The following is a 23,646-nucleotide window of genomic DNA, read 5'->3' on the forward strand; positions in this document are numbered from 1 at the left end:
TTGTGCTCCCTCTCGGCGTGGCCGGGACGGTATCATACGCATCGCGGTCACTCACCGAATTCCTTTCTACCGAGATAGGACGTATTTCGTGCGTATCGTCTTGCAACGCGTCAGCCGGGCAGCCGTCGTCGTCGACGGCCGCGAGGTCGCGAGCATCGGCGCCGGCTGCCTGCTTCTCGTCTGCGTCGCGCGCGGCGATGATGCTGCCGTCGCCTCCCGGGCGGCACGCAAGATCGCCGGCCTGCGACTCTTCGAGGATGCGGCCGGCAGGATGAACCTCGACCTCGCCGGAGTCGGCGGTGCCCTCCTGGTGGTCTCGCAGTTCACCCTGCTCGCCGACGTCTCGCGGGGCCGCCGGCCGTCCTTCGAGGGCGCGGCACCGGGCGACGTGGCCGAGCCGCTGGTCGAGCTCTTCGTCGGTGCCCTGCGGGAGGCCGGTTTCGCCGTCGCGACCGGGCGCTTTGGCGCGCACATGCAGGTCGAGCTCGTGAACGACGGTCCGGTGACGCTGGTGCTCGACTTCTGAGCCCGGGCTAGATCAGGGGAGCCCGATGGCGATCGTCGAGATCGGCACCGGCATGAAACAGAGCAGGAAGATCGCCAGCGCCGCGATCGCCAGCCACCGGCGACGTCGGCCCAATGGCTGCGCCTCGTCCACCACCGGCGGATGGCGCAGGCCCAGCCACAGGACGATCGCCGCCCAGAGAAACCATCCCAGCCACAGGAAGCCGCCAGCGACGAGGATGGCGAAGAGGAACGGCGTCATGCGTTCCTGTCGACGTCCGGCGACGGCGTAGAGCAGGTGTCCACCGTCCAACTGCGCCAGCGGCAAGAGGTTCAGCATGGTCGCGAAACATCCGACCCAGGCGGCGAGGACGAAGGGATGGGGATTGAGGATCATGTCCCCCGGCAGGTCACCGTGGAACCACAGAACCAGGCCCCGGTACAGGAGGTTGTTGCCAGGCAACGTGAGTGCCATCGCCTCGGAGCTGGCAGAAAGCCGGATGATGCGTGTCGGGACGGAGTGCGCCACTCCGTAGACCAGGATCGGCACGAGGACGAGAAAGCCCGCGATCGGACCGGCCACGCCGACATCGAACAGCTCGCGCTTGTTGCGGAGGGTGGTGCGGATCCGGATGAAGGCGCCGAAGGTGCCGATGAGGAAGGGCGATGGCAGGAAGTACGGCGGACTCACCGGCAGCCCGTATCTCCGGCAGGCGATGTAATGCCCGAGCTCGTGGGCGAGGAGGATGGCCATGACCGGCAGGGCGTAGGCCAGACCCCATCCGAGGAGCTTCGGATCGGTCCAGACACGCGCGATGGTGTCGGGCAGCAGGAAAGGCAGGAGATCCGTGATGATGTCGGTACGCGCGCCGAGGAGAAATACGCCGCCGGCGGTCACGCAGGTGAAGAAGGTGCAGACGAAGAGCAAGAGAGCCAGCTGAAACTGCCGTGCTTGTCCTCGAAGCGGTTTCCCTGCCGAGAGCTGCCGCCCCGGGGTCAGCGGTCCCGGGAGGAGAGACAGATCCGGCGGTGGAATGGAGTCCGGCAAGGCCGGGCCGGATCAGAGGTTCTTGAGGTCTTTGCCGGGCTTGAAGCGCACGGTACGGCCGGGGGTGATGGCCACCTCGACACCGGTCTTCGGATTGCGGCCGACGCCCTTCTTGCGGTCTCGCACCTGAAAGACGCCGAAACCGCGCAGCTCGATCCGCCGGCCGTCGCAAAGGGCTTCCTTCATCGCATCGATGATCGTGTCGACCGCCTGGACGGCCTTCATCCTCGGCACGTTGGAGACGTCCGAGACCTTCATCACAATGTCCGCCTTGATCATCGTCCGCTTTGCCTTTCGGGGAATCTAGCCGCAACCGCCGGGAGAGTCAACGCGAACGGCGGGCCGGTCGCGGAATCCTCTTCCGCTGTCATGCCTTGCGCAGCTTCGATTGCATGATGCAGAGCTCGAAGGCGATCTCGGCCTTCGCGACGACACGCTGCAGATCGGAGAGGTCGCCGGCGGAGAGCTCGACTCCGGTCGTCGATCGCGGCTCGACGAGAAGCGCCGCGACGAGACGCTCCTTGACCTTGACCGGCAACACCAGAACGTCCTTGCTGAGCGCCGGTGCCGCGAAACAAGCGGCCAGCAGGGCGTGCGCCGGCAGGGGCGAGAGCGGTCCGCGGAAGTAGGCGCCGGCCTCGCGCAGTCCCGCGAAGAGCGACGGCTGGGCGAGATCGAGACGCAGCGCTGCGAGTTTCCCCGCATCGATCCCCTCTCCTGACCCGAGCCAGCCGGCGATCTCCTGTCTGCGCACCACGAAGAGCACCGCGCGTGGCGTGACGCCGGCCGCGAAATCGAGGATGGCGCGCGCGACGTCGTCGCGTTCGCGGGTTTGCAGGAGGCGCTTCTCGGTCTCTTCGACCGTGAAGCGACGATGAGCGGCGGGCCGTGGCGGAGCCACAGGCGCCGCGGGAGCGACGGCAGCCGGCGATGCCGCCGGCGGTGGAGACGCGGCGATCGCAGGCGGTGGAGGAGCGGCAGCCGCGGCGGCGTTCTTCGGAGCCCGGGCCGGTTTCGCTGTCGCCGGCCGGGGGGGCGCAGGGGGTGGCGCTGGCGGCGCGGCGGTTGGCGATGGCGCCGGCGCCGGAGGCAACGCAGCAGGCGGCGGCGGGGGCGGTACGGCGGAGGGCGCGGGCGCCATGGGGGCGAGCAGCGGCAGGTCGAGGGACTGGTGCTGGAACTGCGGCAGCTCGGGCGAGATCGGACCCGCACCGTCGGACCTTCCGGCGGGCTTGGCGGCCGATTTCCCGATGGCCGGGGCGGCAGCCGGGCCCGGGGGGACCTCCGCGGCGGCGTCGCCCGCGATCCGCGAATCCCACTGCAACTGGTCCCCAGACCGGCCGGCGGCTTCCTCCGATGCGACAGCCGAGGTGTCCCGCGCCCAGAGGAAGCGCGACCGGTTCATCTTGTCGAGCAGCTTCGCCATGCGTGCCGGGCACTCCTCGCCATGGTGCTTCTCGAGCGCTTCCATCAACCGGAGCTCGAGAGCCACGTACCAGCGAATCCGCTTGCCCACGACGAAGGAGATCTCGTCCTGGGCGGCCAGATCGCGGGCATCGATGAGCGCCACCTTCACCTGGGTCGAGCTGGCCTGGAAGGCGATGGCGTGACAGCGGCGGGCGACTTTGGACGGCAACAGCGCCAGGACGTCGTCGGGGATCCCCCGAAGTTCCTCCGGTGTCGCACACGGGGCGCCCTGCTGCTGCGCGAGGGCGCTGCAGAGCTCCTCTTCGCTCACCGCTTCGATCTCGAGCAGACAGGTTCCGAGACGCCCCCCGACGACCTTCTGATTGCGCAGCGCGCGCAGGAGCTGGTCCCGCGTGATCTGGCCACGCTGCTCGAGAAGCTCACCCAGGCGGAGTGCGGCAGTGCGCAACGAACCTCCTAATTGTAAGAATCAAAAGAGACTTCTATCGGCTGGCAAGATATCAGGTTGGGGCCGGCGGGAAAAGTGCCAGTCCAGCTATGATTCCGGTGTGTGCGGCATGAGAGTTTCCGTCCTGCTGGCCAGTCTGGCGCTCGGCGTCGTCCCGGTGGGCGCGGGGCAGCTTCCGGACTCGGCCGCTGCGTATCCCTTTCTCCTCGGAGGCGCCCTGCTGGCGGATGGCGAGAGCGAAGCGGCGCTCGCCGCCTTCGCCGAGGCGGCCGCCCTCGCCCCCGAAGATCCCTGGGTCCACCTCGAGTACGCCAGCGTGCTGGCGCGGGGCGGGCGGTTCGAAGAGGCGGCGGTCGAGGCGCGGATCGCGCGTCAGTTCGCGCCGTCCGATCCCGAGGTGCAGCGCATCCAGGCGCGCATCGCCATGAACCTCGCGGACCGCAATCCTGCCGCGCGCATCGAAGCCCGCCTGGCCTTCGAGGGGGTTCTGCTCGCCGAACCCGACGACCTCGAGAGTCTCGTTGCCCTGGGCCAGATCTACCTCGGGGAGAGCTCGCCGCAGCGCGCCGTCGAGGTGTTGACCCGGGCTTCCGGGCTGCGCCCCGGGCAGCCGATGATCGAGGCGCTGCGGGCGCGGGCGCTCGTCGAGGCCGGTGATTCCCAGGCGGCGGAGTCGATTCTGCGTTCGATGCTCGCAGCCCAACCCGATCGTCTCGACAGCCGGCTGGAGCTCGCGGAGCTGTTGTCGAACCGGGGACTCCACTTCGAAGCGGCGGCCCTGCTCGCCGAAGCGCCCGAATCCCAGCAGCCGTCACCTGAGCTGCGCCGGCGGCGGGCGGTGGAGCTCTATCTCGACGGCGATCTGCCGAGCGCCGGCCTCGTCGCCCGTGGCCTGGTCGCCGAGTTTCCGGACAACAGCGCTGCCCGGGCACTACTGGCGACGATCGAGCAGGCGGACGGACGCTGGACGAGCGTGCTCGAGCTCATCGGCGACGTGGCGGAACGCACGCCGCTGAACGATCAGCTGAACCTCCTCGCGGTGCGGGCGCTCGAGCGCCTGGGCCGCATCGAAGAGGCGCTGGCCGCAATGGCCCGCAGACAGGTGGCACTGCAGGCCGCCGGACGACTGGGAGAGGCCCAGCTGGTGCAGGCGAGCGCGGTGCTGCTCGCGTCGCGCAACGACCGCACGGATCTCGCCGTGGAGATGGCCGCAAAGCTGTTCGAAGCCGAGCCGCCGGTCGATCCCGAGATCCTCATGCAGGTCCGTCTGCTGGTGGCCGATCTCGAGTACGAGCGCCGCGGTCTCGGTCCTGCGCTGGCGGTGCTCGGCGCCGCGGACTCCTCGCCCGCCGTCGCCAAGCGCTACGAGCTTGCCGTGCGGGCCGGGGACGCGCCCTCGGCGGCGCGATGGCGGCAGCAGCTGGAGAGCGGATCCCTCGAGGCTGGGCTCGAGCTCGCGGCGGCCGAAGAGCGGCTGGAACGATTCGCGCAGGCGCTGCCCCTGATCGAGAGAGCACTGGCGGCCTCGCCGGAGTCGAGCGACCTGCGCTTCCGCAAGGCGACCGCCCTCGAGCGCAGCGGGCGGTTCGACGAGTCGGCAGGGCTCTTCGAGACGCTGATCGCCAGCGATCCGGAGCATGCGCCGGCCCTCAACTACCTGGGCTACATGTGGATCGATCGCGGTGCCGAAATCGAGCAGGGCCTCGCGCTGGTGCGTCGGGCGTTGCAGATCGACGCCAACAACGGCGCCTACGTCGATTCCCTCGGCTGGGGGCTCTACCGGCTCGGGAGGTTCGCCGAGGCCTGCGAGGCGCTGGAACGCGCCGTCCGGCTGCTGCCGAACGACTCGACGGTGCTCGAGCACCTGGGGGATGCCCTGCTCGCCCTGGGCGCCCGCGAGCGTGCCCGCGATGCCTACCGGCGGGCGCTGGCCCTGGCGCCGGAAGATACCGCCGGCCTCGCAGCCAAGCTGGCAGGTCTGGTCGGGAACTCCTAGCCTGCGAAACGGCATCTCTCGCGCTCTCGTCCTGCTTGCCCTCGCGGCTGCGGGCTGCGCCTCCGGCGGGCCCGGCGGCCGCGCCTCCGGCTCCCAGGCTGCCGCTGCGCCGGCGGCCGTCCCGCCCGCCGCGCAGGTGGACGGCGGGACTTCAGCCGCCGGGCAGTGGCTGTTTCGCGCCGAGGTCTCGGGCGAAGAGGGCTCGGGGAGCCTGAAGCTCCTGTTGCGCCGCTTCGCCGGGGGGAGCTTCACCCTGGTGGCCTCGGACGCGCTCGGGCAGCCACGTTGGGAGATCCGCCGCGACCACGACGAAGCCGTCTGGCTCGATCCGCAAGGAGGCCGGTTCTGCCGGCTCGACGCCCGGCTCCCGCTGCGCGCCACGCAGTGGGTTCCGAAGATTCAGCTCGCGGACTTCCCTGGACTCCTGATCGGCGAGTGGCCGACGGCGTCCGAGGTGGCGGCATCTGGCGCAGAGTCGGTGGAGGCGTCCGCGGCGCCGATGGTCCCGGCCGGTCAGCGGATCACCGGGGAACGCGGAGCGCTCGGATGGGCCAGCTGGACGCTGTGGGAAGAGGGAATCCCCGCGGTCTGGTACAAGCGGCTCGCCTCCGAGTCGCTGCTCTCCGTGCGACGTCCTTCGGTTCAGGTGCGCTGGCGAATGACCGCCCAGGGACCCCTTCCTCTGTCGCCGGAACAGGAGAGGAGCCCCTTCGCACTGCTGCCCGCAGAGCTCGCCGCGAGCTCCCGGGAGATCGAGTGCCCCGGAAATGCGATTCCTTAGCTTCGCGAAACTGAATCTTCACCTCGAGGTGCTGCAGCGCCGCGAGGACGGCTTCCACGAGTTGCGCACGATCTTTCAGACCATCGATCTGGCCGACGAGATCGACCTCTTTCCGGGCCGGGCCGGCGGTCCCAGAATCGAGCTCGAGGTCGCCGGCACCGGTTCCGCCGGCCTCCCGGCCGACGAGTCGAACCTCGCCTGGCGGGCGGCGGATCGTTTTCTGGCCCACTGGGGGGAGCGGGGCGAGAGCGTGCGGATCCGGCTCGGGAAGCGCATCCCGATCGGCGGCGGGCTCGGTGGCGGGAGCTCGAACGCCGCCACGGTCCTGCTGGGACTCTGCGCGCTCCTGGGCCGGAACCCTGGCCTGGCGGCCCTCGAGGAGGTCGCCGCCGGCCTGGGCTCCGACGTGCCGTTCTTCCTGCATGGCGGCACGGGGCTCGGGACCGGGCGCGGCGAACGAATCGAGCGCCTGCCCGATCCGGCCCCTCCTCTCGAGCTCTGGCTGGCGGTGCCACCGGTGCAGGTCTCCACGCGGGAGGTCTTCTCGGCCCACCGCATCGATCCGTCGCCGGCTGAGCGGCGACCGACCGAGGCGGAATCCGCCCGTCTTCCGGCGCCCTGGCGGCCGCTCGTGGGGTGGAACGATCTCGAGCCGACCTGTCTCGCGCTCTACCCGGCGGTCGGCGCCGTGTATAATCGGCTCTCCGAATCGGGGGCGCAGGCGGTTCGCCTGTCCGGAAGCGGCTCGACGATCTTCGCGCAGTTCGCTGATCGGGCATCGGGAGAAGCTGCCGGGCATCGGCTCGAAAGCGATTCGATCTGGTTGGCCGTCAAGACATTGAGTCGGGAAGAATGGCGACGCCGGAGTGGGCTGGACGCTCTGTCGGGAGGGAGTTGACGTGGAGATCACCGACGTCCGGGTCTATCCCGCGCGTGACGAAAAGGTCCGCGCCTTCGTCTCGATCGTTTTCGACCGGTGCTTCATGGTCAACGACATCAAGGTCATCCAGGGAAAGGATGGCCTGTTCGTCAGCATGCCGAGCCGCAAGCGCAAGAGCGGTGAGTTCAAGGACGTCGCGCATCCCCTGAATTCCGAGACCCGCAAGTGGGTGGAGGAGAGGATCCTCGGTGTCTACCAGGCCAATCTGGACGGAACGGTCTGCGAGGGGGCGTCGATCTCGTCGCCGCTCTCGCCCGAGGCCGGCACTCGACCCGGGGAGGCGGCGGGACAGCCTCAACTGGGGAAGGGAATCGGCGAGAGGTCGCTCGAAGAGGTCGAGCGGCTGCAGTTCGGAGACTCTTTCTGGGAAGTGTCCTGAGCAGGGAGATAGAGTTGCCGGCAAGCGTGGCCGGCATGCAGATCGTGGGGCGTCGCCAAGCGGTAAGGCACGAGACTTTGGATCTCGCATTCGGAGGTTCGAATCCTCCCGCCCCAACCAGATATGGCCGTGCAGGACTCGCGGACGAGCGTGGCAGTCGGCAGTGCCAGAGATAGCGGCGACGATTCAGGACCTTGAGACATTGACTCCGAGACCCCATCCTCAATGAGAACACCGAAGAGAGACGGCGACCACTACGGCGGCCTCAAGATTTTCAGCGGACGCGCCCACCCTGCGCTGACGCAGGAGATCTGTGACTACCTCGGAGTCTCGCCGGGCAACTCGTCCGCCTACAACTTCTCGGACGGCGAGACCTTCTGCCAGATCGACGAGAACGTGCGCGGCTCGGACGTCTTCATCATCCAGCCCACCTGCTCGCCGGTGAACGAGAACCTGATGGAGCTGCTGATCCTGCTCGACGCCTTCAAGCGCTCATCGGCGTCGCGCGTCACCGCCGTGCTGCCGTACTACGGTTATGCCCGGCAGGACAAGAAGGACCAGCCGCGGGTGCCGATCACGGCCAAGCTCGTGGCCGATCTCATCTCCCGCGCGGGGGCCGACCGCGTACTCTGCATGGATCTCCACGCGCCGCAGATCCAGGGCTTCTTCGACGTCCCCGTGGACCATCTGTTCGCCGCGCCGGTGCTGCTCGAAGCGATTCGCGCGCTGGAGATTCCGGAGCTCGTCATCGTCTCGCCCGACGCCGGAGGCGTGGAACGCGCGCGCGCCATCGCCAAGCGGCTCTCGGCAGGCCTCGCGATCATCGACAAGCGGCGAACGGCGCCGAATGTCGCCGAAGTCATGCACATCATCGGTGACGTCGAGGGCCGCCATGTACTCATTCTCGACGACATCATCGATACGGCGGGGACGCTCTCCAAGACGGTCGAAGCGCTCGCCGCCCAGGGCGCGCAGCGCATCCTGGCCGCCGGTGTCCACGGCGTTCTCTCCGGGCCCGCCCTGCAGCGCATCGAACAGTCGCCTCTCGAGCAGGTGCTGATCACCAACACGACTCCGGTCGGGGAGAAGCTCCAGAAGAGCTCGAAGCTCCGTTCACTATCGGTCGCGCCGCTGCTGGGCGAAGCCATTCGCAGAATCCACGAGAACAGCTCGGTCAGCTCGCTGTTCGTCTAGACGAGAAGGGAACAAGACAATGACCCAGGACCTCACCATCGAAGTGCTCCGCCGGGAAGAGACCGGCAAGTCTGCCAACCGCCGCCTGCGTCGTGAGGCGATGATTCCGGCTGTCGTTTACGGCGGAGGCAAGGAACCGATCGCCATCCGGGTGCCGCGCAAGACCCTGATCGACCTGTTCAAGTCCGGCGGCAGCGAGAACCGGATCTTCCAGCTGAAGCTCGCCGATACCGGGCAGAGCCGGCACGCGATGATCAAGGACATGCAGGTGCATCCGATCACCCGCCAGGTCGAGCACGTCGATTTCATGCGCATCGACATGGCGAAGCGGATTCGTGTGCGCGTGCACGTCACGCTCGAGGGCATCGCCTACGGTGTTCGCACCGAGGGCGGCCTGCTCGACTTCGTGACCCGCGAAGTCGAAGTCGAATGCCTCCCGACAGCGATCCCGCAGGAGATCAAGGTCGACGTCTCCGAAGTGCGGGTCGGCCAGCATCTCGAAGTCAAGGACCTCGCCCTGCCGGAAGGGGTGAAGGTCATCGAGGATGCCGACCGCGTGATCCTCTCCGTCGCCCATGCCAAGGTGGAAGCCGCCGCCGTCGCCGGCGCCGAGGGCGCCGTCGAGCCCGAGGTCATCGCGAAGGGCAAGAAGGACGAAGAGAAGGAGAAGGAGAAGGAGAAGGGGTCGTAACTCCCGTCGAATCGCGCCGCCTCGTCGTCGGCCTCGGAAACCCGGGGGAATCCTATGTCCGGACCCGGCACAACGTCGGCTTCCAGGTCGTCGAGCGGCTGGCGTTTCTGCACGCGGTCGCCGGTTTCCGCGAAGAGTGCGGCTCCGTGGTCGGTTCGCTTGGGGATTGGCTGTTCTGCCAGCCGCGCACCTACATGAACCGCAGCGGCAGCGCCGTTCGCTGTCTCTGCGAGAGTCTCGATCTCGCGCCCGGCGCCGTTCTCGTGGTGTACGACGACGTGCATCTTCCGCTCGGCAAGCTTCGGTTGCGCGCCGGTGGCAGCGCCGCCGGCCACCGCGGTCTCGAATCGATCATCGAATCGCTGCAGACCGAGGCGGTGCCGCGGCTGCGGCTCGGCGTCGGCGCGCCGCCTCAAGGCCTGGGAGAAAGAGGTCTGGCGGATTTCGTCCTGGCCGAGTTTCTCGCCGACGAGGAGCCGGCGGTGACAGCGATGGTCGAGCGTGCTTCGCGAGCGGCGACAGCCTGGCTGGCGGAGGGCATCGAGGCCGCGATGAACCTGGCGAACGCGCCCGAGCCGCCGGCCCCCGACTTGCCGGAAGGCGCCCGAAGCGAATAGAATCTCAGATCCCCGCGGGTGGACACCAACCCGCCGGTGACGAGGGTGTACCGAGTCGCTGTTCCTTCCTGTTCCGCACATTGCGCGGGACCTCACGGCCATAGGGAGGGCTAGAGTGAGAACGTATGAACTGGCGCTGGTCGCCGATCCGAGACTCTCGGACGACGATGTGACGGCGCTCTCCACGGAGTTGAAGCAGCTCATCACCAGCCGAGGCGGAGAAGTTCTCCGCGAAGAGAGCTGGGGCCGGCGGAAGCTCGCCTATCCGATCCGCAAGCTCACCGAAGGTCGCTACCTCTTCCTTTTCGTCCAGATCGAGCCGGCGAAGGCCGGTCTCCTCAAGGAAGTGGAGATGCGACTCAACCAGAACGACAAGATCCTGCGCTACCTCACGGTGCGAACCGACGAGGATTTGAAGCGCGCAGCCGGACGGGCGAAGCCCGGCGAGGCTCCGCCGCGCACGGGTGGGTACTACGACGTCGATCCGGCAGTCGCTGCAGCGGCAGCAGCCGCCGCCGCGACCGCGGAGGCGGCTGCCGCTCCCGAGGTCCCCGAGGCCGCAGCGGCTGGTGTCGCTGAGGGAGCCGTTGTCGTCGCCCCCGAAGTGGTCGCAGCCGCTGAACCTGTTCCCGGCACCGAGGAGGCCTGAGCATGCAACCGTTCAAGTCAGGTCCGCGTGGTGGCAAGAAGGGCCCGGGCAAGGGCAAGCCGGCGGCGAAGAAGAAGACGTTCTTCCGCCGCAAGAAGGTCTGCCGCTTCACTGTCGAGCACATCGAGTACATCGACTACAAGGACGTGAAGCTCCTCCAGCAGTACATTCTCGAGCGCGCCAAGATCCTGCCGCGTCGGATCTCCGGCAACAGCGCCCGGCACCAGCGAATGGTGCAGGCGGCCATCAAGCGCGCACGCCATCTGGCGCTGATTCCCTACACGACCGACTAGGAGCCGGAGATGAAAGTCATCCTGATGAGCGATTTGCGTCACCGCGGCCGGCGCGGGCAGGTGGTCGAAGTCAAGCCCGGATTCGCACGCAACTTCCTGTTGCCGCAGGGGCTGGCCCTTCTGGCTTCGCCGGGCAACATCAAGCGCTTCGAGCACGAGAAGAAGAAGATCGACGCGCGCCACGATGCCGCCCTCGAGATCGCCAACGCAGCAGCCGCAGAGATCACGGCCGTCAAGCTCGAGCTGAAGAAGAGGGCCATGGAGACCGGCACGCTGTACGGCTCGGTCTCGGTCGCCGACATCGTCACGGCCCTGCACGAGAAGGGCATCGAGGTCGATCGCCGGCAGGTCGACCTGGTCGGTGGCATCAAGTCGGTCGGCGACCATGTCGTCCGCATCGAGTTGCATGCCGACGTCGTGGCGGAGCTGGCCGTAGCCGTCGCCGCCGCAGACTAGTTGCGTGAAGGGAAGCGAGCCGCATCGCGAGGCCCAACCTGGTGCGGGCGCTTCCCGGCCGTCGATCGAGAGATTTCTCGGCGACCCCACGAGAAGCATCGAAGACTGGCGATGGCTGTGGGCCGGAGACGAGTCGTTTCCGATTCGCAGCCATCGCGGTTTTCTGGGCCGGTTCGTCGTCTTCCTCAAGCGGGTGGCGCGCCCTCTGGTGCAGGCCCCGCAGCGCGACCTCTGGGACCGCCAGCGGGTCTTCAATCTCGTCCTGCTCGAGTACCTGCAACGCGGCGAAGACATCCGCAAGCAGGTCACCGAGGTCCACGAGCACCGTATCAACCACCTGGATGCGGTCTACCGTGAAGGCCTGAACGAGATCATGCAGCACAACGACGCGCTCTTCGCGCGCGTCGACCAGAAGCTCGATTTCCTCCGCAGCGAGACGCGCACGATCTGGGGCCGCCTGGGTGCAGCCCTGGCGATCGCCGAGAAGGGCGGCCTGCCGGCCGTCGTCAAGGCGCAGGAGGAGCACGTCTACGTCGAGCTGGAGCGGCGTTACCGCGGCACCGAGGAGGAGATCGGCGAGCGCATCTCGCGCTTCCTGCCGAACCTCGCGGGTCGCGACGAAGTGCTCGATCTCGGGTGCGGGCGGGGCGAGGCCCTCGCGGTGCTGCGCGGCAGCGGGATCGCCGCCCGCGGCGTCGATCTGTCGGCCTCGATGGTCGCCGAGTGCCGCCGCAAGGGTCTCGACGCCGAGGAGGGCGACCTGCTGGAGTATCTGGCCGGGGTCCCCGCGGGACGGTTCGGCGGCATCGTCTCGTTCCACGTCATCGAACACCTGCCACCCGAAGTGCTCGACCGCCTCGTGCGGCTCGCCTGGAGGGCGCTGCGGCCCGGGGGCGTGCTGATCCTCGAGACGCCCAATCCGCTCTCCCTGGTGGTGGCGGCGCGCAACTTCTGGCTCGATCCCACCCACAAGCGGCCGGTGCACCCGGAGAGTCTCAAGCTGAGTCTCGAGTTGGCCGGTTTCGATCCGGTCGAGCGCATCGACCTGCGTCCGTTCCCGGAGGTCGAGCGCCTGCCCGAGATCCGCGTCGACACCGTCGCCGCCGAGCAGCGTGCCCTCGCCTTCGAGATCAACCTGCTGCGCGACAAGGTCGACGATCTGCTCTTCGGCTGCCAGGACTACGCGATCATCGCCAGCAAGCCGGTCTGAACCTCGACTAGTTCTCCGCGGTGTCGTCCTCGGCGGTCTCGGTGGGGAAGTTCTCCGCCGTCAGCCCATCGGGCATGCGCTCGCGCTCCTTGGCGGAGTAGAACGGACGCTGCTGCGCCCAGGGCAGATCCAGAATCCGTCCCCAGCGCGCCTCGTAGAGTCGATCGGGGCCGGTGCCGGCGATGAAGGCTTCCTGGATCGTCCGCTCGGCGGCCGGCGTCGCGGCGAGCCCGGTGCGGTATTCGACGCTGCGGAACTCGACGCCGGGCGGCGCGACGAACTGCTCGCCCTCCATCAGCCAGCCGTCGCGCAGACCGCTTTCCGCGATCTCACGCCAGATCGGCAGCGCGGCTTCGGCGCCGGTCATCTTCTTGCCGAGGGAACGCTTCTGGTCGTACCCGACCCAGACCAGGATGGTGAAACGCGGCGTGTAGCCGACGAACCACGCGTCGGTGTAGTCGTTGGTGGTCCCCGTCTTGCCGGCGATGTCGAGCGGCAGGTCGGCGAGCCGGGCGCCGGTGCCGCGATCGATCACCCCCTGGAGCATCGAAGTCAGGACGAACGCCGTCGCCGGCTCGACCGCCTTGACCGCTTCGGCTTCGTGCCGTTCGAGGGTGCCGCCGCTGCCGGAGAGCACCCGCTCCACCAGATAGGGCTTCACCAGGACTCCCTGGTTGGCGAAGGTGGCGTAGGCGGCGGCGACCTCCATCGGCACCAGATCGGCCGAGCCGAGGGCGAGGCTGGGATAGGGGGGGAGTGGCGTCGTGATGCCGCAGCGGCGCGCGAAGTCGATGGCCCTCTGCGCGCCGACGAGGTCCATGAGCTTGACGGAAGTCACGTTGACGGAAAGCTCGAGTGCGCGGCGCAGGGTCAGCAGGCCGTAGTAACGGCGATAGTAGTTCCGCGGGCTGTAGGTCGGCAGGCCGTCGGCGCCGGGGAAGAGCGCGGGGGCGTCGAACAGGGTATCCGCGGCAGTGAATCCGTTTTCGAGCGCGGCGCCGAAGACGAACGGCTTGAACGACGAACCGACCTGGCGCAGGGCCTGGGTAGCGCGGTTGAAGCGGCTGCGGCGGAAGTCCCAGCCGCCGACCATGGCGCGCACGGCGCCCGTGGCCGACTCGAGGACCAGGACGGCGCCCTCCACCTCGGGCTCCTGTTCCAGCCGCCAGTAGGGTTCGCCGGGCTTCTTCGGCTCCTCGGCCTCCCGGAACCAGGCGAGATCGCCGACTTTCAGGATCTCGGACGGCGCCCGGCGCCCCGTCCAGGCGATCCCGGGTGTTCTCACCGCGATCGCTCCCTCCGGGGTCCGGACCCGGGCCTCGAGCGGGCCGGTCTCGAGGACCAGCCCCGGAACCCAGGAGTCGGGCATCGGGTTCCTCCCGGCGGCGCTCTCGATGGCGTCGCCCTCGAGGTCGAGCCGCTGGGCGCGCAGGATCGGACCGCGATAGCCGCGCCGGTGGTCCAGGCGCAGCAGACCCGTGCGGAGCGCCTGCTCGGCTGCCGCCTGGATGGCCAGGTCGAGCGTCGTCTGGACCTGCAGACCTTCGTGGTAGAGCCGGTCGACGCCGTAGGTCTTCTCGAGGTGCTTGCGGACCTCCTCGGCGAAGAACGGTCCGACGTCGGCCGGGCGGGGCGACCGCACGACGGCGAGCGGGCTCGCGACGGCCTGGCGATGGTCGGCCTCTGAGATGAACCTCTCGGCGAGCATCCGGTTGAGCACGTAGTTGCGGCGCGCCACCACTCGGTCCGGGTGCCGGAACGGGCTGAACTGGCTCGGCCGCTGCACGATGCCGGCGAGCGTGGCGGCCTGCGGCAAGGTCAGCTCTCCGACACCGTGGCCGAAATAGGCGCGGGCGGCGCTCTCCATGCCGTAGTTGGCGTGGCCCAGGAAGACCACGTTGCAGTACATCGTGAGGATCTGTTGTTTGGAGAGCTGCTTCTCGAGCTCGACAGCGAGAAAGGCCTCGGAGACCTTGCGCCGCCAGCTCTTCTCGTCGGTGAGGAAGAGCTTCCGGGCGAGCTGCATGGTGATCGTGGAGGCCCCCTGGGCGTGGCGGCCACGGCGCAGGTTCACCGCGATCGAGCGCAGGATGCCGAGCGCGTCGATGCCGCCGTGGCGGAAGAAGTTGCCGTCCTCGGCCGCGAGAATGGCGTCGCGCAGCAGGGGTGGGATCTCCCCCTGGTCGAGCATCAGTCGCCGTTCGCGGGCGTAGGAGGCGAAGGCGACGGTGCCGGCGCGGTCGTGGATCTGGGTGACCAGCTTCGGACTGAAGCTGGCGATCGAGTCCACCTGGGGAACATGGATCGCCGCGGCGAAGCCCACGCCGGCGGCGACGCCGCAGGCAGCGGTGGCGAGGAACTGCAGGAGATAGCGGCGCTTGCGGCGGGGCTTGCGGGTCGCAACAGGCGACGGGGCCACCGCCCGCACGAGGGACGGCTCGTCAGGCGGTACCGACGAAGAACTCACGTCGGTCATTATAGTCTTCGCTGCGATGGAGGACCGAGCGATGAACGATTCCCTGCCACCCCTGCCGGAGCCTCACGCGAAACCGTTCGCCCCCGAGAAGATCGCCGGCGGCGGCGGTTGCCAGAGGCCCCTGCTGGTCGGATGCGGTGTCCTGGCGCTGCTCCTCGGGATCGCCGCGGTGGTCTTCGTCGTCAAGGCCAAGGACGTCCTCGCCTACGCCATCAACCAGCTGCGGACGGAAGTGATGACGCATCTTCCCGAGGACGCTCCGGAGACCGAGCGCCAGCGCCTCGAGACCGCCTTCGACGCCGCCCTCACCCGCATGCGCAGCGGTGAGCTCGAGCCGGCGTCGCTGCAGGAGCTGCAGAAGAAGCTCACCGCTGCGGCCTCGGCCGCTTCGACCCGAAACCTGACTCGCGAGGAGCTCGCCGGTCTGATCGGGGCGCTGGACAAGTTCAATCGGGTGGGCACCCCCGCCCCGGCAGGCGTTCCCGCAGGGGAGCCGGTGGCCCCGGCGGCCGCGCCTTCCGACCCGCCGGGCGGCGCGACGGCGCCCGGCGAGGCGACGAAGCCTCCGGCTCCTTGAATCGCTTCGAGCTCGTCTCCCCGTTCTCTCCCCAGGGCGATCAGCCGGCGGCGATCGAACAGCTCGCCCTCGGCCTCGAGCGCGGCGAGAAGGAGCAGGTCCTGCTCGGGGTCACCGGCTCCGGCAAGACGTTCTCGATCGCCAAGGTCGTCGAGCGCGTGAACCGGCCGACGCTCGTGCTGTCGCACAACAAGACCCTCGCCGCCCAGCTCTTCCAGGAGTTCCGGAGTTTCTTCCCGCACAACGCCGTCGAGTACTTCGTCTCCTACTACGACTACTACCAGCCAGAGGCCTACGTTCCGCAGTCGGACACCTATATCGAGAAGGAAACCAACATCAACGAGGAGATCGACCGCCTGCGTCTGCGCGCCACCAAGGCGCTGTTCGAGCGCCGGGACGTGCTGCTCGTCGCGTCGGTGTCCTGCATCTACGGCCTGGGCTCGCCGGAGTCGTTCTTCGGGATGCTGGAGTTCTTCGAAAAGGGGAGCGCGACCGGCATGGACCGGGCGCTCGCCCGCCTGGTCGCCATGCAGTACCAGCGCACCTCGCTCGACCTCTTTCACGGCAGTTTCCGGGTCCGCGGCGACATTCTCGAAGTGCTGCCGGCGTACGAGGACAACGCCCTGCGCATCGAGTACTTCGGCGACGAGATCGAGCGCATCACGCGCTTCGACCCGCTGCGCGGCGAGGCGATCGAGCTGCTCGACCGGGTCGCCGTCTTCCCGCGCACCCACTACGTGACGCCGAAGGAGAACCTCGAGCGCGCCATCGGCTCGATCCAGCGCGAGCTCCGGGCGCGCCTCGACGAGCTCGAAGCGGAAGGCAAGCTCCTCGAGCGCCAGCGTCTCGAGCAGCGCACGCGGTTCGATCTCGAGATGCTCAAGGAGACGGGCTACTGCCACGGCATCGAGAACTACTCCCGGCATCTCTCGGGGCGCCAGGCCGGAGAGGCGCCACCGACGCTCCTCGACTACTTCCCGCAGGATTTCCTGCTGATCGCCGACGAGAGCCACCAGACCCTGCCGCAGGTGCGCGGCATGTTCCACGGCGACCGCTCGCGCAAGCAAACGCTGGTGGATTTCGGTTTCCGTCTGCCCTCGGCGCTCGACAACCGGCCGTTGACCTTCGAGGAGTTCGACGCCCGGATCGGGCAGCGGATCTACGTTTCGGCCACGCCAGCGCCGTGGGAGCTGGCGCGGGTCGGCGGCGTGGTGGCGGAACAGCTCATCCGGCCGACCGGCCTCCTCGACCCCGAGATCGAGATCCGGCCGGCGAAGGGGCAGGTGGACGACCTGCTCGAGCGCATCCGCGAGGTCAGCGCGCGCGGCGAGCGGACTCTGGTGACGACCCTCACCAAGAAGATGGCGGAGGAGCTCACGCAGTACCTCATGGAGTGCGGCGTCCGGGTGCGTTACCTGCACAGCGACGTCGAGACGCTCGAACGCTCGGCCATCATCACCTCGCTGCGCCGCGGCGAGTTCGACGTTCTGATCGGGATCAACCTGCTGCGTGAGGGGCTCGACCTGCCGGAGGTGTCGCTGGTCGCGATCCTCGACGCCGACAAGGAGGGGTTCCTGCGCAGCGAGACGGCGCTCATTCAGACCTCCGGGCGCGCGGCGCGCAACCTCAACGGCAAGGTCGTTCTCTACGCGGACGTCGAAACGAACTCCATCCGCCGCACGGTCGCGGAGACCGGCCGCCGCCGGGTTCGACAGGAGACCTACAACCGCGAGCACGGCATCGAGCCGCGGACGATCCTCAAGGACATCCACAGCCCGCTGGTGGCGATGAGCAACCTCGACTACTCGGCCGGCCTGAGCTCCCGGCTGCTCGAGGTGGCCGACGGTCCCGAAGTGCCGCTCGCGCAGCGCATCGCCAGAGTGGAGAAGGAGATGAAGGCGGCGGCCAAGCGCCTCGAGTTCGAGGAAGCGGCGCAGTTGCGCGACCGCCTGAAGGAGCTTCGCGAGCAGCAGATCTATGTCGGATGAGACGCTGACGAGGCCGCTCCCGGTGCCGACGGTCTGATGCACGACGATCTTCGCCGGCAGATCGAGGCGCTTCCGGACACCCCCGGTATCTACGTCTTCCGCAACCTCGCCGGCGAGGCGCTCTACGTCGGCAAGGCGAAGTCTCTGCGCAAGCGGGTGCCCGCCTACCTCGGGCGGGATCTCGAGCCCCGGCTGGCGGCGATGATCGAGCTCGCGGTTTCGGTCGAGTGCGTGGCAACGGCGACCGAGGCCGCCGCGCTGATGCTCGAGAACAACTGGATCAAGCGCCACCGGCCGCGCTACAACGTCCTCCTCCGGGACGACAAGACCTACCCCTACCTCAAGCTGACCCGGGAACCCTGGCCCCGGCTGGTCTTCACCCGCCGGATCCGCCAGGACGGCGCCGAGTACTTCGGTCCCTACCTGCCCGGCGGCCTGGCCCGACGGGCCCTGAAGCTGGTTCAGAAACTCTTCGGCGTGCGCGTCTGCTCGATCGAGATCGACGGCGGCCTGCCGCGCCCGTGTCTCTATCACGACATGAAGCGCTGCCTGGGCCCCTGTGTCGCCGGCCTGACCTCGAGCGCCGAGTACGCCGAGGCCGTCGAGGGCGCGCGGCTCTTTCTCGGCGGCAAGACGGCGCCGCTCTGCAAGAGCCTGCGGACGCAGATGGAAGCCGCCGCCGAGAACCTCGAGTTCGAGCGTGCCGCGCGGCTGCGCGACCTCCTGGCGGAGATCGAGCGCCAGTCGAGCCGTTCGCCGCTCTCGTCGGTGCACGAGGAGGACATCGACCTGTTCGGCGTCGCGGTACACGGCAACCAGGCGGCGGTTTCGATCCTCGTCATGCGCTCCGGACAGGTGCTCGACCGGCGGGAGGTCTTCTGGGAGGGCGAGAGCGCCGCCAGCCCGCCGCAGTTGCTGTCGGAGCTCCTGCCCCAGATCTACGACCTCACGACCTTTCTGCCCAAGGAGCTCCATCTGCCTTTCGAAGTGGACGGCGAAGAGGCGCTCGCCGACTGGATGTCGGAGCGCAAGGGCGAGCGCGTCTACCTGCGCCATCCCGAGCGCGGCCCGAAGGCGGAACGGCTGCGGATCGCGGCCAAGGACGCCGAGTTCGCCTTCCGCCGGCGCTATCGCCTCGATCCGTCGCGCGACGCCGCGCCGCGCGCTCTGGCCCGGCACCTCGGCCTCGCCAAGCCGCCTCGGTGGATCGAAGGCTTCGACATCTCGAACCTCCAGGGCACGGCCGTGATCGCCTCGATGGTGGTCTGGCGGGACGGCCGCATCCGCAAGGGGGAGTACCGCAGCTTCAACATCCGCAGCTTCGTCGGCCAGGACGACTTCCGCTCGATCGGCGAGGCGGTCGAGCGCCGCTACCGCCGGCTGCGCGAGGAGTCCGGCGTCTTTCCCGACCTGGTGCTGATCGACGGCGGCCGCGGACAGCTCGGGGCCGCCGCCGCCGCGCTCGCCGGCCTCCAGCTCGAGGACCTGCCGCTGGTCTCGATCGCCAAACGCGAGGAGGAGCTCTACCTGCCCGGGGCGCCGGAACCGCTCCGGTTGCCTCGCCGCGACGAAGGCCTGCGTCTGCTGCAGATGCTGCGCGACGAGGCTCACCGTTTCGCCATCTCGAAGCACCGGCGCCAACGCACGACCGGCTCCCTGCGCAGCCGCCTGGAGGAGATTCCTGGCGTCGGTCCGGTGCGACGAAGGCTCCTCGCGCATCGCTATGGCACCTGGGAGAGACTGAGCGCGGCGCCTCTCCCGGAGCTCGAGGCGGTGCTCGGCCGCGCTCTCGGCGGTGCCGTCCACCGGCACCTGACCGAGGTCGCCGCGCTCGCAGCCGGCGCCCCCGCCGCAGCTCCGGCGCTGCCAGCCGCCGACGCGGCCGATGCCGATGCCGACTCGCGCAGGATCGACTAGACTCTCCAGCCATGCAAGGGCCGACGGGCGGAAGGATGGGGGATCTGAAGGACAAGCCGATCCTCGATGTGCTCCGGGAGTTCCACTTCCGCCACGCCACCGGCATTCTCGAGGTCGACGGCGGCGAGCACAAGCGCCGGCTCTTCCTGCGTGACGGCAGCCTCTATCTCGCCGGCACGCATCCTCTCGCACGGCGGTTGGGCGAGCTGGTGAGCGCGCTCTCCGACCCGACCCAGGCCGCCGCAGCCGCCGAGTCCAGGCGGCGATTCCTGGAGTTGGTCGAGCGCATGGCGCGGGTGATAGGCGAATGGCGCACCGGCCACTATCGCTTCGTCGACGACCCTGGACTGCTCACGGTGGAGCTGGTCGGGCCGCTGCCGACCCGCCGGCTGCTGATGGTCGGCTCGACGATCGGGGCGACGCCGGCGCAGCTGCTTTCGATGCTGGGTGGAGATCGCGCGGCGTTGGCCGCCGTTTCCGAGCGCGATCTGCCTCCCGAGCCGAAGGATCAGCTCGGTCTCGGCCCCGAAGAGCAGTTCCTGCTCGAGCGCCTGCGTCAGCCGATGACCCTGGGCGAGATCGTCGGGGAGAGTCCCCTCGACCGCGAGGGCACGCATCGCCTCCTGGCCCAGCTGCTCGCGGTCCGCAAGATCCGTGTCCTCGGGCGAGCCGATCCCGCCAGCGCGGCTCCGGTGCAGGACGCGGCGCTGCTGCAGAGCTTCTCGACCCGGTTCGAGCGCAACCTCAGGGAGGAGCCGCTCCAGCTCACCCAGGTGGAGTTCCGGACGCGCGTGGCGGAGCTCTTCGCGCGCATCGGCGCGATGAACTTCTACGAGCTGCTGGAAGTCGATCCGGCAGCCTCGGCCGATCAGGTACAGACGCGCTACGAAGCGCTGGCTCGTCTGGTTCACCCGTCCAACGAGGCGGCGTTCGGCCTGACCGGCTTGAAGCCGATGCTCGCGATGCTCTTCGACCGCGCCACGCAGGCCTACCTCGCGCTCTCCGATCCCGAGCGCCGCCGGCTCTACAACCAGAGTCAGGCGATCGATCTGTCGACGGCGCGGGTCACCGGCGCCGAGCGCGAGGTCGAGTCGAAGGATCTGGCCCGCAACTACTTCGAGCAGGCGCAGGCCCAGGTGGCGCGCGGCGATTTCCACTACGCCGTCGAGCTCCTGCAGCTCGCGGTCTCGCTCGACCGGCGGCCCGACTACCTTCTCGCGCTGGCGCGGGTGGAGCTGCGGAACCCGAAGTGGCTGCAGCGCGCCGCCGACTCCTGCCGGGCGGCGCTGGAGATCGAGCCGCAGAACGCCGAGGTGCGCTTCGTGTTGGGCGAGGTCTACGAGCTGCTGGGCGACACGGAGCGGGCGCGCGGGCAGTTCACGGCCGCGACGCGATCGAACCCGGGGCACGTCATGGCGCAGGCCAAGCTCAGGAACCTGAGCCAACCCAAACCCGCGCCGTCGGACGCGGAAGGCGGCCTCTTCAGCCGCATCTTCCGTCGTCGCGACGAGTAGCGCCGTCGCTGGCAGAGGAGCGAGTCCGGGTGGTATCTTGAATCCGGTCGAAGAGCCCGGCGCGGTCGCTCCACGTTCGCGTGGAGAGGAAAGTCCGGACTCCAACGGGTGGCATGCTCGCCAACGGCGAGGCGCAGTGATGCGACGGAAAGTGCAACAGAAAACAGACCGCCCCGCCTTCGGGCGAGGTAAGGGTGAAACGGCGCGGTAAGAGCGCACCGCCCGGCCGGCGACGGTCCGGGGCAAGGCAAACCCCATGCGGAGCAAGACCAAATAGGGGGATGGCAGTGCGGGCCGCCCGTCCCGCCCGTTCCGGTTCGCCGGGACGACTTCCCCGGGTAGGTTGCTCGAGGCCGGCGGCAACGCCGGTCCCAGAGGAATGACCGTGACCGGCATCGCGAGATGACGGCACAGAACTCGGCTTATCGGGCTCTTCGACCCCTTTTCCGCCCACTCCCGCCCATCTCCGCCATGGCCCCGGTTCTCCCCCCAGCCGTCCGTCCCGGCGATCGCGTCGGCATCGCGGCGCTCTCCGGTCCGGTCGACCCCGTCCGGCTGACGAACGGCATCGCCGAGCTCGCGCGGCTCGGTTTCGAGCCGGTGCCGGCGCGCAACCTCGACCGCCGTGCGGGACTCTTCGCCGGCGACGACGCCCTGCGCGCTGCGGCGTTCCACGAGCTCGCCGACGATCCCTCGCTCTCCGCGATTTTCTTCGCCCGCGGCGGCCACGGCCTGATGCGCGTCCTGCCGCTCCTCGACTGGGATCGGCTCGCGGCGACGCCGCGCGCCTACGTCGGCTACTCGGATCTGACGCCCTTCCTGCTGAACGTCGTCGAGCGTCTCGGCTGGGTCGCCTTCCACGGCCCGATGGTTGCGGCGGAGATGGCCCGCGGCCTCGCCGACGAAGAGAGCGCCAGCCTGCTGACGGCGCTCGCCGGCGATCCCCGGCAGGAGCTCGCGCTCGGACGGGTGATCGCCGGGTCGGATCCGGCCGAGGGTCCTCTCCTCGGCGGTTGCCTCAGCCTTCTCGCCGGTGTCGCCGGCACCCCGTTCGCCACGCCCTTTGGCGACGCCGTGCTGTTCGTCGAGGACGTCGGCGAACCGCTCTACCGGGTCGATCGGATGTTGACCCAGTTGGACCTGTCCGGTAGTCTGGCCGCGGTTCGCGCCATGGTTTTCGGAACCTCCACTTTTTCCCCTCTCGACGAGGCCACGGCCGACCTGATCCGCGATCGCGCGGGCGATCGGACGGTCGCTTTCGGCCTGTCCGCCGGGCATACCGCACCAAACTTCACGCTGCCGCTCGGGTGCTCCGCCCGGATCGACGCGGACAGCTCGCTGCTCGTCATCGACCACCCTCAGGGCTAGAGAGCGAGATCCGCCATGGCGACCAGCAAGCCGGTCTTCAAGACCACGAGCAAGAAGCCGAACCTGCCGAACTACACCGTGGAGTTCGAGGCCGCCGAGTTCATCTTCAGCGAAGGCGATCTCGGGATGGAGATGTACATCATTCACGAGGGCAAGATCGAGATCCTGAAGAGCATCCAGGGCGAGCAGCGCCAGCTCGCGGTGCTCGAGAAGGGCGACTTCTTCGGCGAGATGGCGATTCTCGAAGATCTCCCGCGGACCGCTGCGGCGCGGGCCCTCACCGCCGTGAAGCTGCTGCTCATCAACGGCGCCACGTTCGACCAGATGCTGCGCACGAATCCGGAGATCGCGGTGCGGATGATGCGCAAGCTGTCGCGCCGCCTGCGCGACACCGACCATCTGCTGCGCGACTCGCCGGCGGCCGTCGCCGCGCTGGAACAGCCGACGCCGACCGTGGGCTCGGGCGCATTGCGCCTTCCGGGCAGCACCGAAACCGCGCCCGGCGTCGGTCCGCAGCGCCTCGTGCACGACAAGTCGGGGATGGAGTTCGCGCTCGCCAAGGGGGCCGAGACGATGATCGGCCGCCGCGACCCGGTGACCGGCATCGACCCCGACATCGACCTCACCCCCGCCGACACCCAGCGCTCGATCAGCCGCCGCCACGCCAAGATCTACCGCCGCGAAGGCAAGTTCTTCATCGCCGAAGAGATCGGCACCATGAACGGCACCTTCGTCAACGGCACCCGCCTCGAAACCGGCGTCCCCACCGAAATCAAATTCGACGACGAAGTCCGCTGCGGCCTCGTCAACCTCAAGTTCAAAGCCGAGTAGCACAGCACCCCGCAGCTGGGGACATGTAGCTGCCTCAAGCGAAGGCTGCCCCGACCTGCGATCGCTACAGGGCGGATGCGTGTCCCCGGCGTACCTCTTCCGCCAGCTGGGGACATGTAGCTGCTCCAGCGAAGGTGCTCCCCGCAGCTGGGGACATGTAGCTGCCCCAAGCGAAGGCTGTCCCGACCTGCGATCGCCGCAGGGCGGATACGTGTCCCCGGCGTACCTCTTCCGCCTCGCCCGTGGTCGCGCTGCTCCGGCACTCGGGATCCAAGGCGGGCTCCTATTTGAAGCGTGGTCGCCCACCTTGGATCCCGAGCGCCCTCGCGTCGCGGTGAGAC

Annotated in this window: 21 protein-coding genes, 1 tRNA gene, 1 other RNA gene and 1 pseudogene; 20 read left to right on the forward strand and 4 right to left on the reverse strand. The window is 68.7% G+C overall.

Annotated features, from left to right (window positions below; all coding sequences use genetic code 11):
• Window positions 1–88 precede the first annotated feature (88 nt).
• Window positions 89–526: a D-tyrosyl-tRNA(Tyr) deacylase gene (gene dtd / locus KBI44_07335; protein ID MBP9144280.1), complete on the forward strand. Its 438-nt coding sequence runs from the start codon at window positions 89–91 to the stop codon at window positions 524–526.
• Between the two features lie 12 nt (window positions 527–538).
• On the opposite strand, the gene KBI44_07340 is transcribed toward dtd, so the two are convergent.
• The 3 genes from KBI44_07340 to KBI44_07350 all read right to left on the reverse strand — a co-directional run bounded on the left by KBI44_07340 (window position 539) and on the right by KBI44_07350 (window position 3,428).
• Window positions 539–1,432: a site-2 protease family protein gene (locus KBI44_07340; protein ID MBP9144281.1), complete on the reverse strand. Its 894-nt coding sequence runs from the start codon at window positions 1,430–1,432 to the stop codon at window positions 539–541.
• Between the two features lie 132 nt (window positions 1,433–1,564).
• Complete coding sequence (locus tag KBI44_07345) at window positions 1,565–1,831, reverse strand: integration host factor subunit beta (protein MBP9144282.1); 267 nt, start codon at window positions 1,829–1,831, stop codon at window positions 1,565–1,567.
• Window positions 1,832–1,919: 88 nt separating this feature from the next.
• On the reverse strand, window positions 1,920–3,428 hold the full coding sequence (locus KBI44_07350; protein MBP9144283.1) for a hypothetical protein: 1,509 nt from the start codon (window positions 3,426–3,428) through the stop codon (window positions 1,920–1,922).
• Between the two features lie 109 nt (window positions 3,429–3,537).
• On the opposite strand from KBI44_07350, the gene KBI44_07355 reads away from it, so the two are divergent.
• From KBI44_07355 to KBI44_07410, 12 genes and pseudogenes are all read left to right on the forward strand, one after another.
• The gene (locus KBI44_07355; protein ID MBP9144284.1) at window positions 3,538–5,424 is read left to right on the forward strand and encodes a tetratricopeptide repeat protein; all 1,887 of its coding nucleotides are present in this window, start codon (window positions 3,538–3,540) and stop codon (window positions 5,422–5,424) included.
• A 136-nt stretch (window positions 5,425–5,560) separates the two neighbouring features.
• The gene (locus tag KBI44_07360; GenBank protein MBP9144285.1) at window positions 5,561–6,205 is read left to right on the forward strand and encodes a hypothetical protein; all 645 of its coding nucleotides are present in this window, start codon (window positions 5,561–5,563) and stop codon (window positions 6,203–6,205) included.
• Window positions 6,192–7,103: a 4-(cytidine 5'-diphospho)-2-C-methyl-D-erythritol kinase gene (gene ispE, locus KBI44_07365; GenBank protein ID MBP9144286.1), complete on the forward strand. Its 912-nt coding sequence runs from the start codon at window positions 6,192–6,194 to the stop codon at window positions 7,101–7,103. Before KBI44_07360 ends, ispE begins: the two co-directional genes overlap by 14 nt.
• Before the next feature lies 1 nt (window position 7,104).
• Complete coding sequence (gene spoVG, locus KBI44_07370; protein ID MBP9144287.1) at window positions 7,105–7,524, forward strand: septation regulator SpoVG; 420 nt, start codon at window positions 7,105–7,107, stop codon at window positions 7,522–7,524.
• 45 nt (window positions 7,525–7,569) lie between these two features.
• Window positions 7,570–7,644, forward strand: a tRNA-Gln gene (locus KBI44_07375).
• Window positions 7,645–7,749: 105 nt separating this feature from the next.
• Window positions 7,750–8,718 carry a ribose-phosphate pyrophosphokinase gene (locus tag KBI44_07380; GenBank protein ID MBP9144288.1) on the forward strand — a complete coding sequence of 323 codons (969 nt, stop codon included), beginning with the start codon at window positions 7,750–7,752 and terminating at the stop codon, window positions 8,716–8,718.
• Between the two features lie 19 nt (window positions 8,719–8,737).
• Window positions 8,738–9,409, forward strand: a complete 672-nt coding sequence (locus KBI44_07385; protein ID MBP9144289.1) for a 50S ribosomal protein L25 — start codon at window positions 8,738–8,740, stop codon at window positions 9,407–9,409.
• Window positions 9,410–9,414: 5 nt separating this feature from the next.
• Window positions 9,415–10,026 (forward strand): annotated as a pseudogene (locus tag KBI44_07390) (aminoacyl-tRNA hydrolase).
• 115 nt (window positions 10,027–10,141) lie between these two features.
• The gene (gene rpsF / locus KBI44_07395) at window positions 10,142–10,675 is read left to right on the forward strand and encodes a 30S ribosomal protein S6 (GenBank protein MBP9144290.1); all 534 of its coding nucleotides are present in this window, start codon (window positions 10,142–10,144) and stop codon (window positions 10,673–10,675) included.
• Between the two features lie 2 nt (window positions 10,676–10,677).
• A complete protein-coding gene (locus tag KBI44_07400) occupies window positions 10,678–10,968 on the forward strand; it encodes a 30S ribosomal protein S18 (GenBank protein ID MBP9144291.1) in 291 nt (96 codons plus the stop codon).
• Window positions 10,969–10,977: 9 nt separating this feature from the next.
• Entirely contained in the window at window positions 10,978–11,424 is a 447-nt protein-coding gene (gene rplI / locus KBI44_07405; GenBank protein MBP9144292.1) for a 50S ribosomal protein L9, read from the forward strand.
• Between the two features lie 4 nt (window positions 11,425–11,428).
• Window positions 11,429–12,634, forward strand: a complete 1,206-nt coding sequence (locus KBI44_07410; protein ID MBP9144293.1) for a class I SAM-dependent methyltransferase — start codon at window positions 11,429–11,431, stop codon at window positions 12,632–12,634.
• A gap of 7 nt (window positions 12,635–12,641) precedes the next feature.
• On the opposite strand, the gene KBI44_07415 is transcribed toward KBI44_07410, so the two are convergent.
• Entirely contained in the window at window positions 12,642–15,110 is a 2,469-nt protein-coding gene (locus KBI44_07415) for a PBP1A family penicillin-binding protein (GenBank protein ID MBP9144294.1), read from the reverse strand.
• 31 nt (window positions 15,111–15,141) lie between these two features.
• On the opposite strand from KBI44_07415, the gene KBI44_07420 reads away from it, so the two are divergent.
• The 7 genes from KBI44_07420 to KBI44_07450 all read left to right on the forward strand — a co-directional run bounded on the left by KBI44_07420 (window position 15,142) and on the right by KBI44_07450 (window position 23,305).
• Window positions 15,142–15,687 carry a hypothetical protein gene (locus KBI44_07420; GenBank protein MBP9144295.1) on the forward strand — a complete coding sequence of 182 codons (546 nt, stop codon included), beginning with the start codon at window positions 15,142–15,144 and terminating at the stop codon, window positions 15,685–15,687.
• Entirely contained in the window at window positions 15,684–17,675 is a 1,992-nt protein-coding gene (uvrB, locus tag KBI44_07425; GenBank protein MBP9144296.1) for an excinuclease ABC subunit UvrB, read from the forward strand. The genes KBI44_07420 and uvrB overlap by 4 nt, the downstream gene beginning before the upstream one ends.
• Before the next feature lie 36 nt (window positions 17,676–17,711).
• Window positions 17,712–19,592, forward strand: a complete 1,881-nt coding sequence (gene uvrC / locus KBI44_07430; GenBank protein ID MBP9144297.1) for an excinuclease ABC subunit UvrC — start codon at window positions 17,712–17,714, stop codon at window positions 19,590–19,592.
• Window positions 19,593–19,603: 11 nt separating this feature from the next.
• Window positions 19,604–21,106 carry a DUF4388 domain-containing protein gene (locus KBI44_07435; protein MBP9144298.1) on the forward strand — a complete coding sequence of 501 codons (1,503 nt, stop codon included), beginning with the start codon at window positions 19,604–19,606 and terminating at the stop codon, window positions 21,104–21,106.
• A gap of 48 nt (window positions 21,107–21,154) precedes the next feature.
• An RNA gene (gene rnpB / locus KBI44_07440) (RNase P RNA component class A) lies at window positions 21,155–21,547 on the forward strand.
• Between the two features lie 30 nt (window positions 21,548–21,577).
• Window positions 21,578–22,474 carry an LD-carboxypeptidase gene (locus KBI44_07445; GenBank protein ID MBP9144299.1) on the forward strand — a complete coding sequence of 299 codons (897 nt, stop codon included), beginning with the start codon at window positions 21,578–21,580 and terminating at the stop codon, window positions 22,472–22,474.
• A 15-nt stretch (window positions 22,475–22,489) separates the two neighbouring features.
• Entirely contained in the window at window positions 22,490–23,305 is an 816-nt protein-coding gene (locus KBI44_07450; protein ID MBP9144300.1) for a cyclic nucleotide-binding domain-containing protein, read from the forward strand.
• The last annotated feature ends 341 nt before the right edge of the window (window positions 23,306–23,646 follow it).

The sequence above is a fragment of the Thermoanaerobaculia bacterium genome, assembly GCA_018057705.1.
GTDB lineage: Bacteria > Acidobacteriota > Thermoanaerobaculia > Multivoradales > JAGPDF01 > JAGPDF01.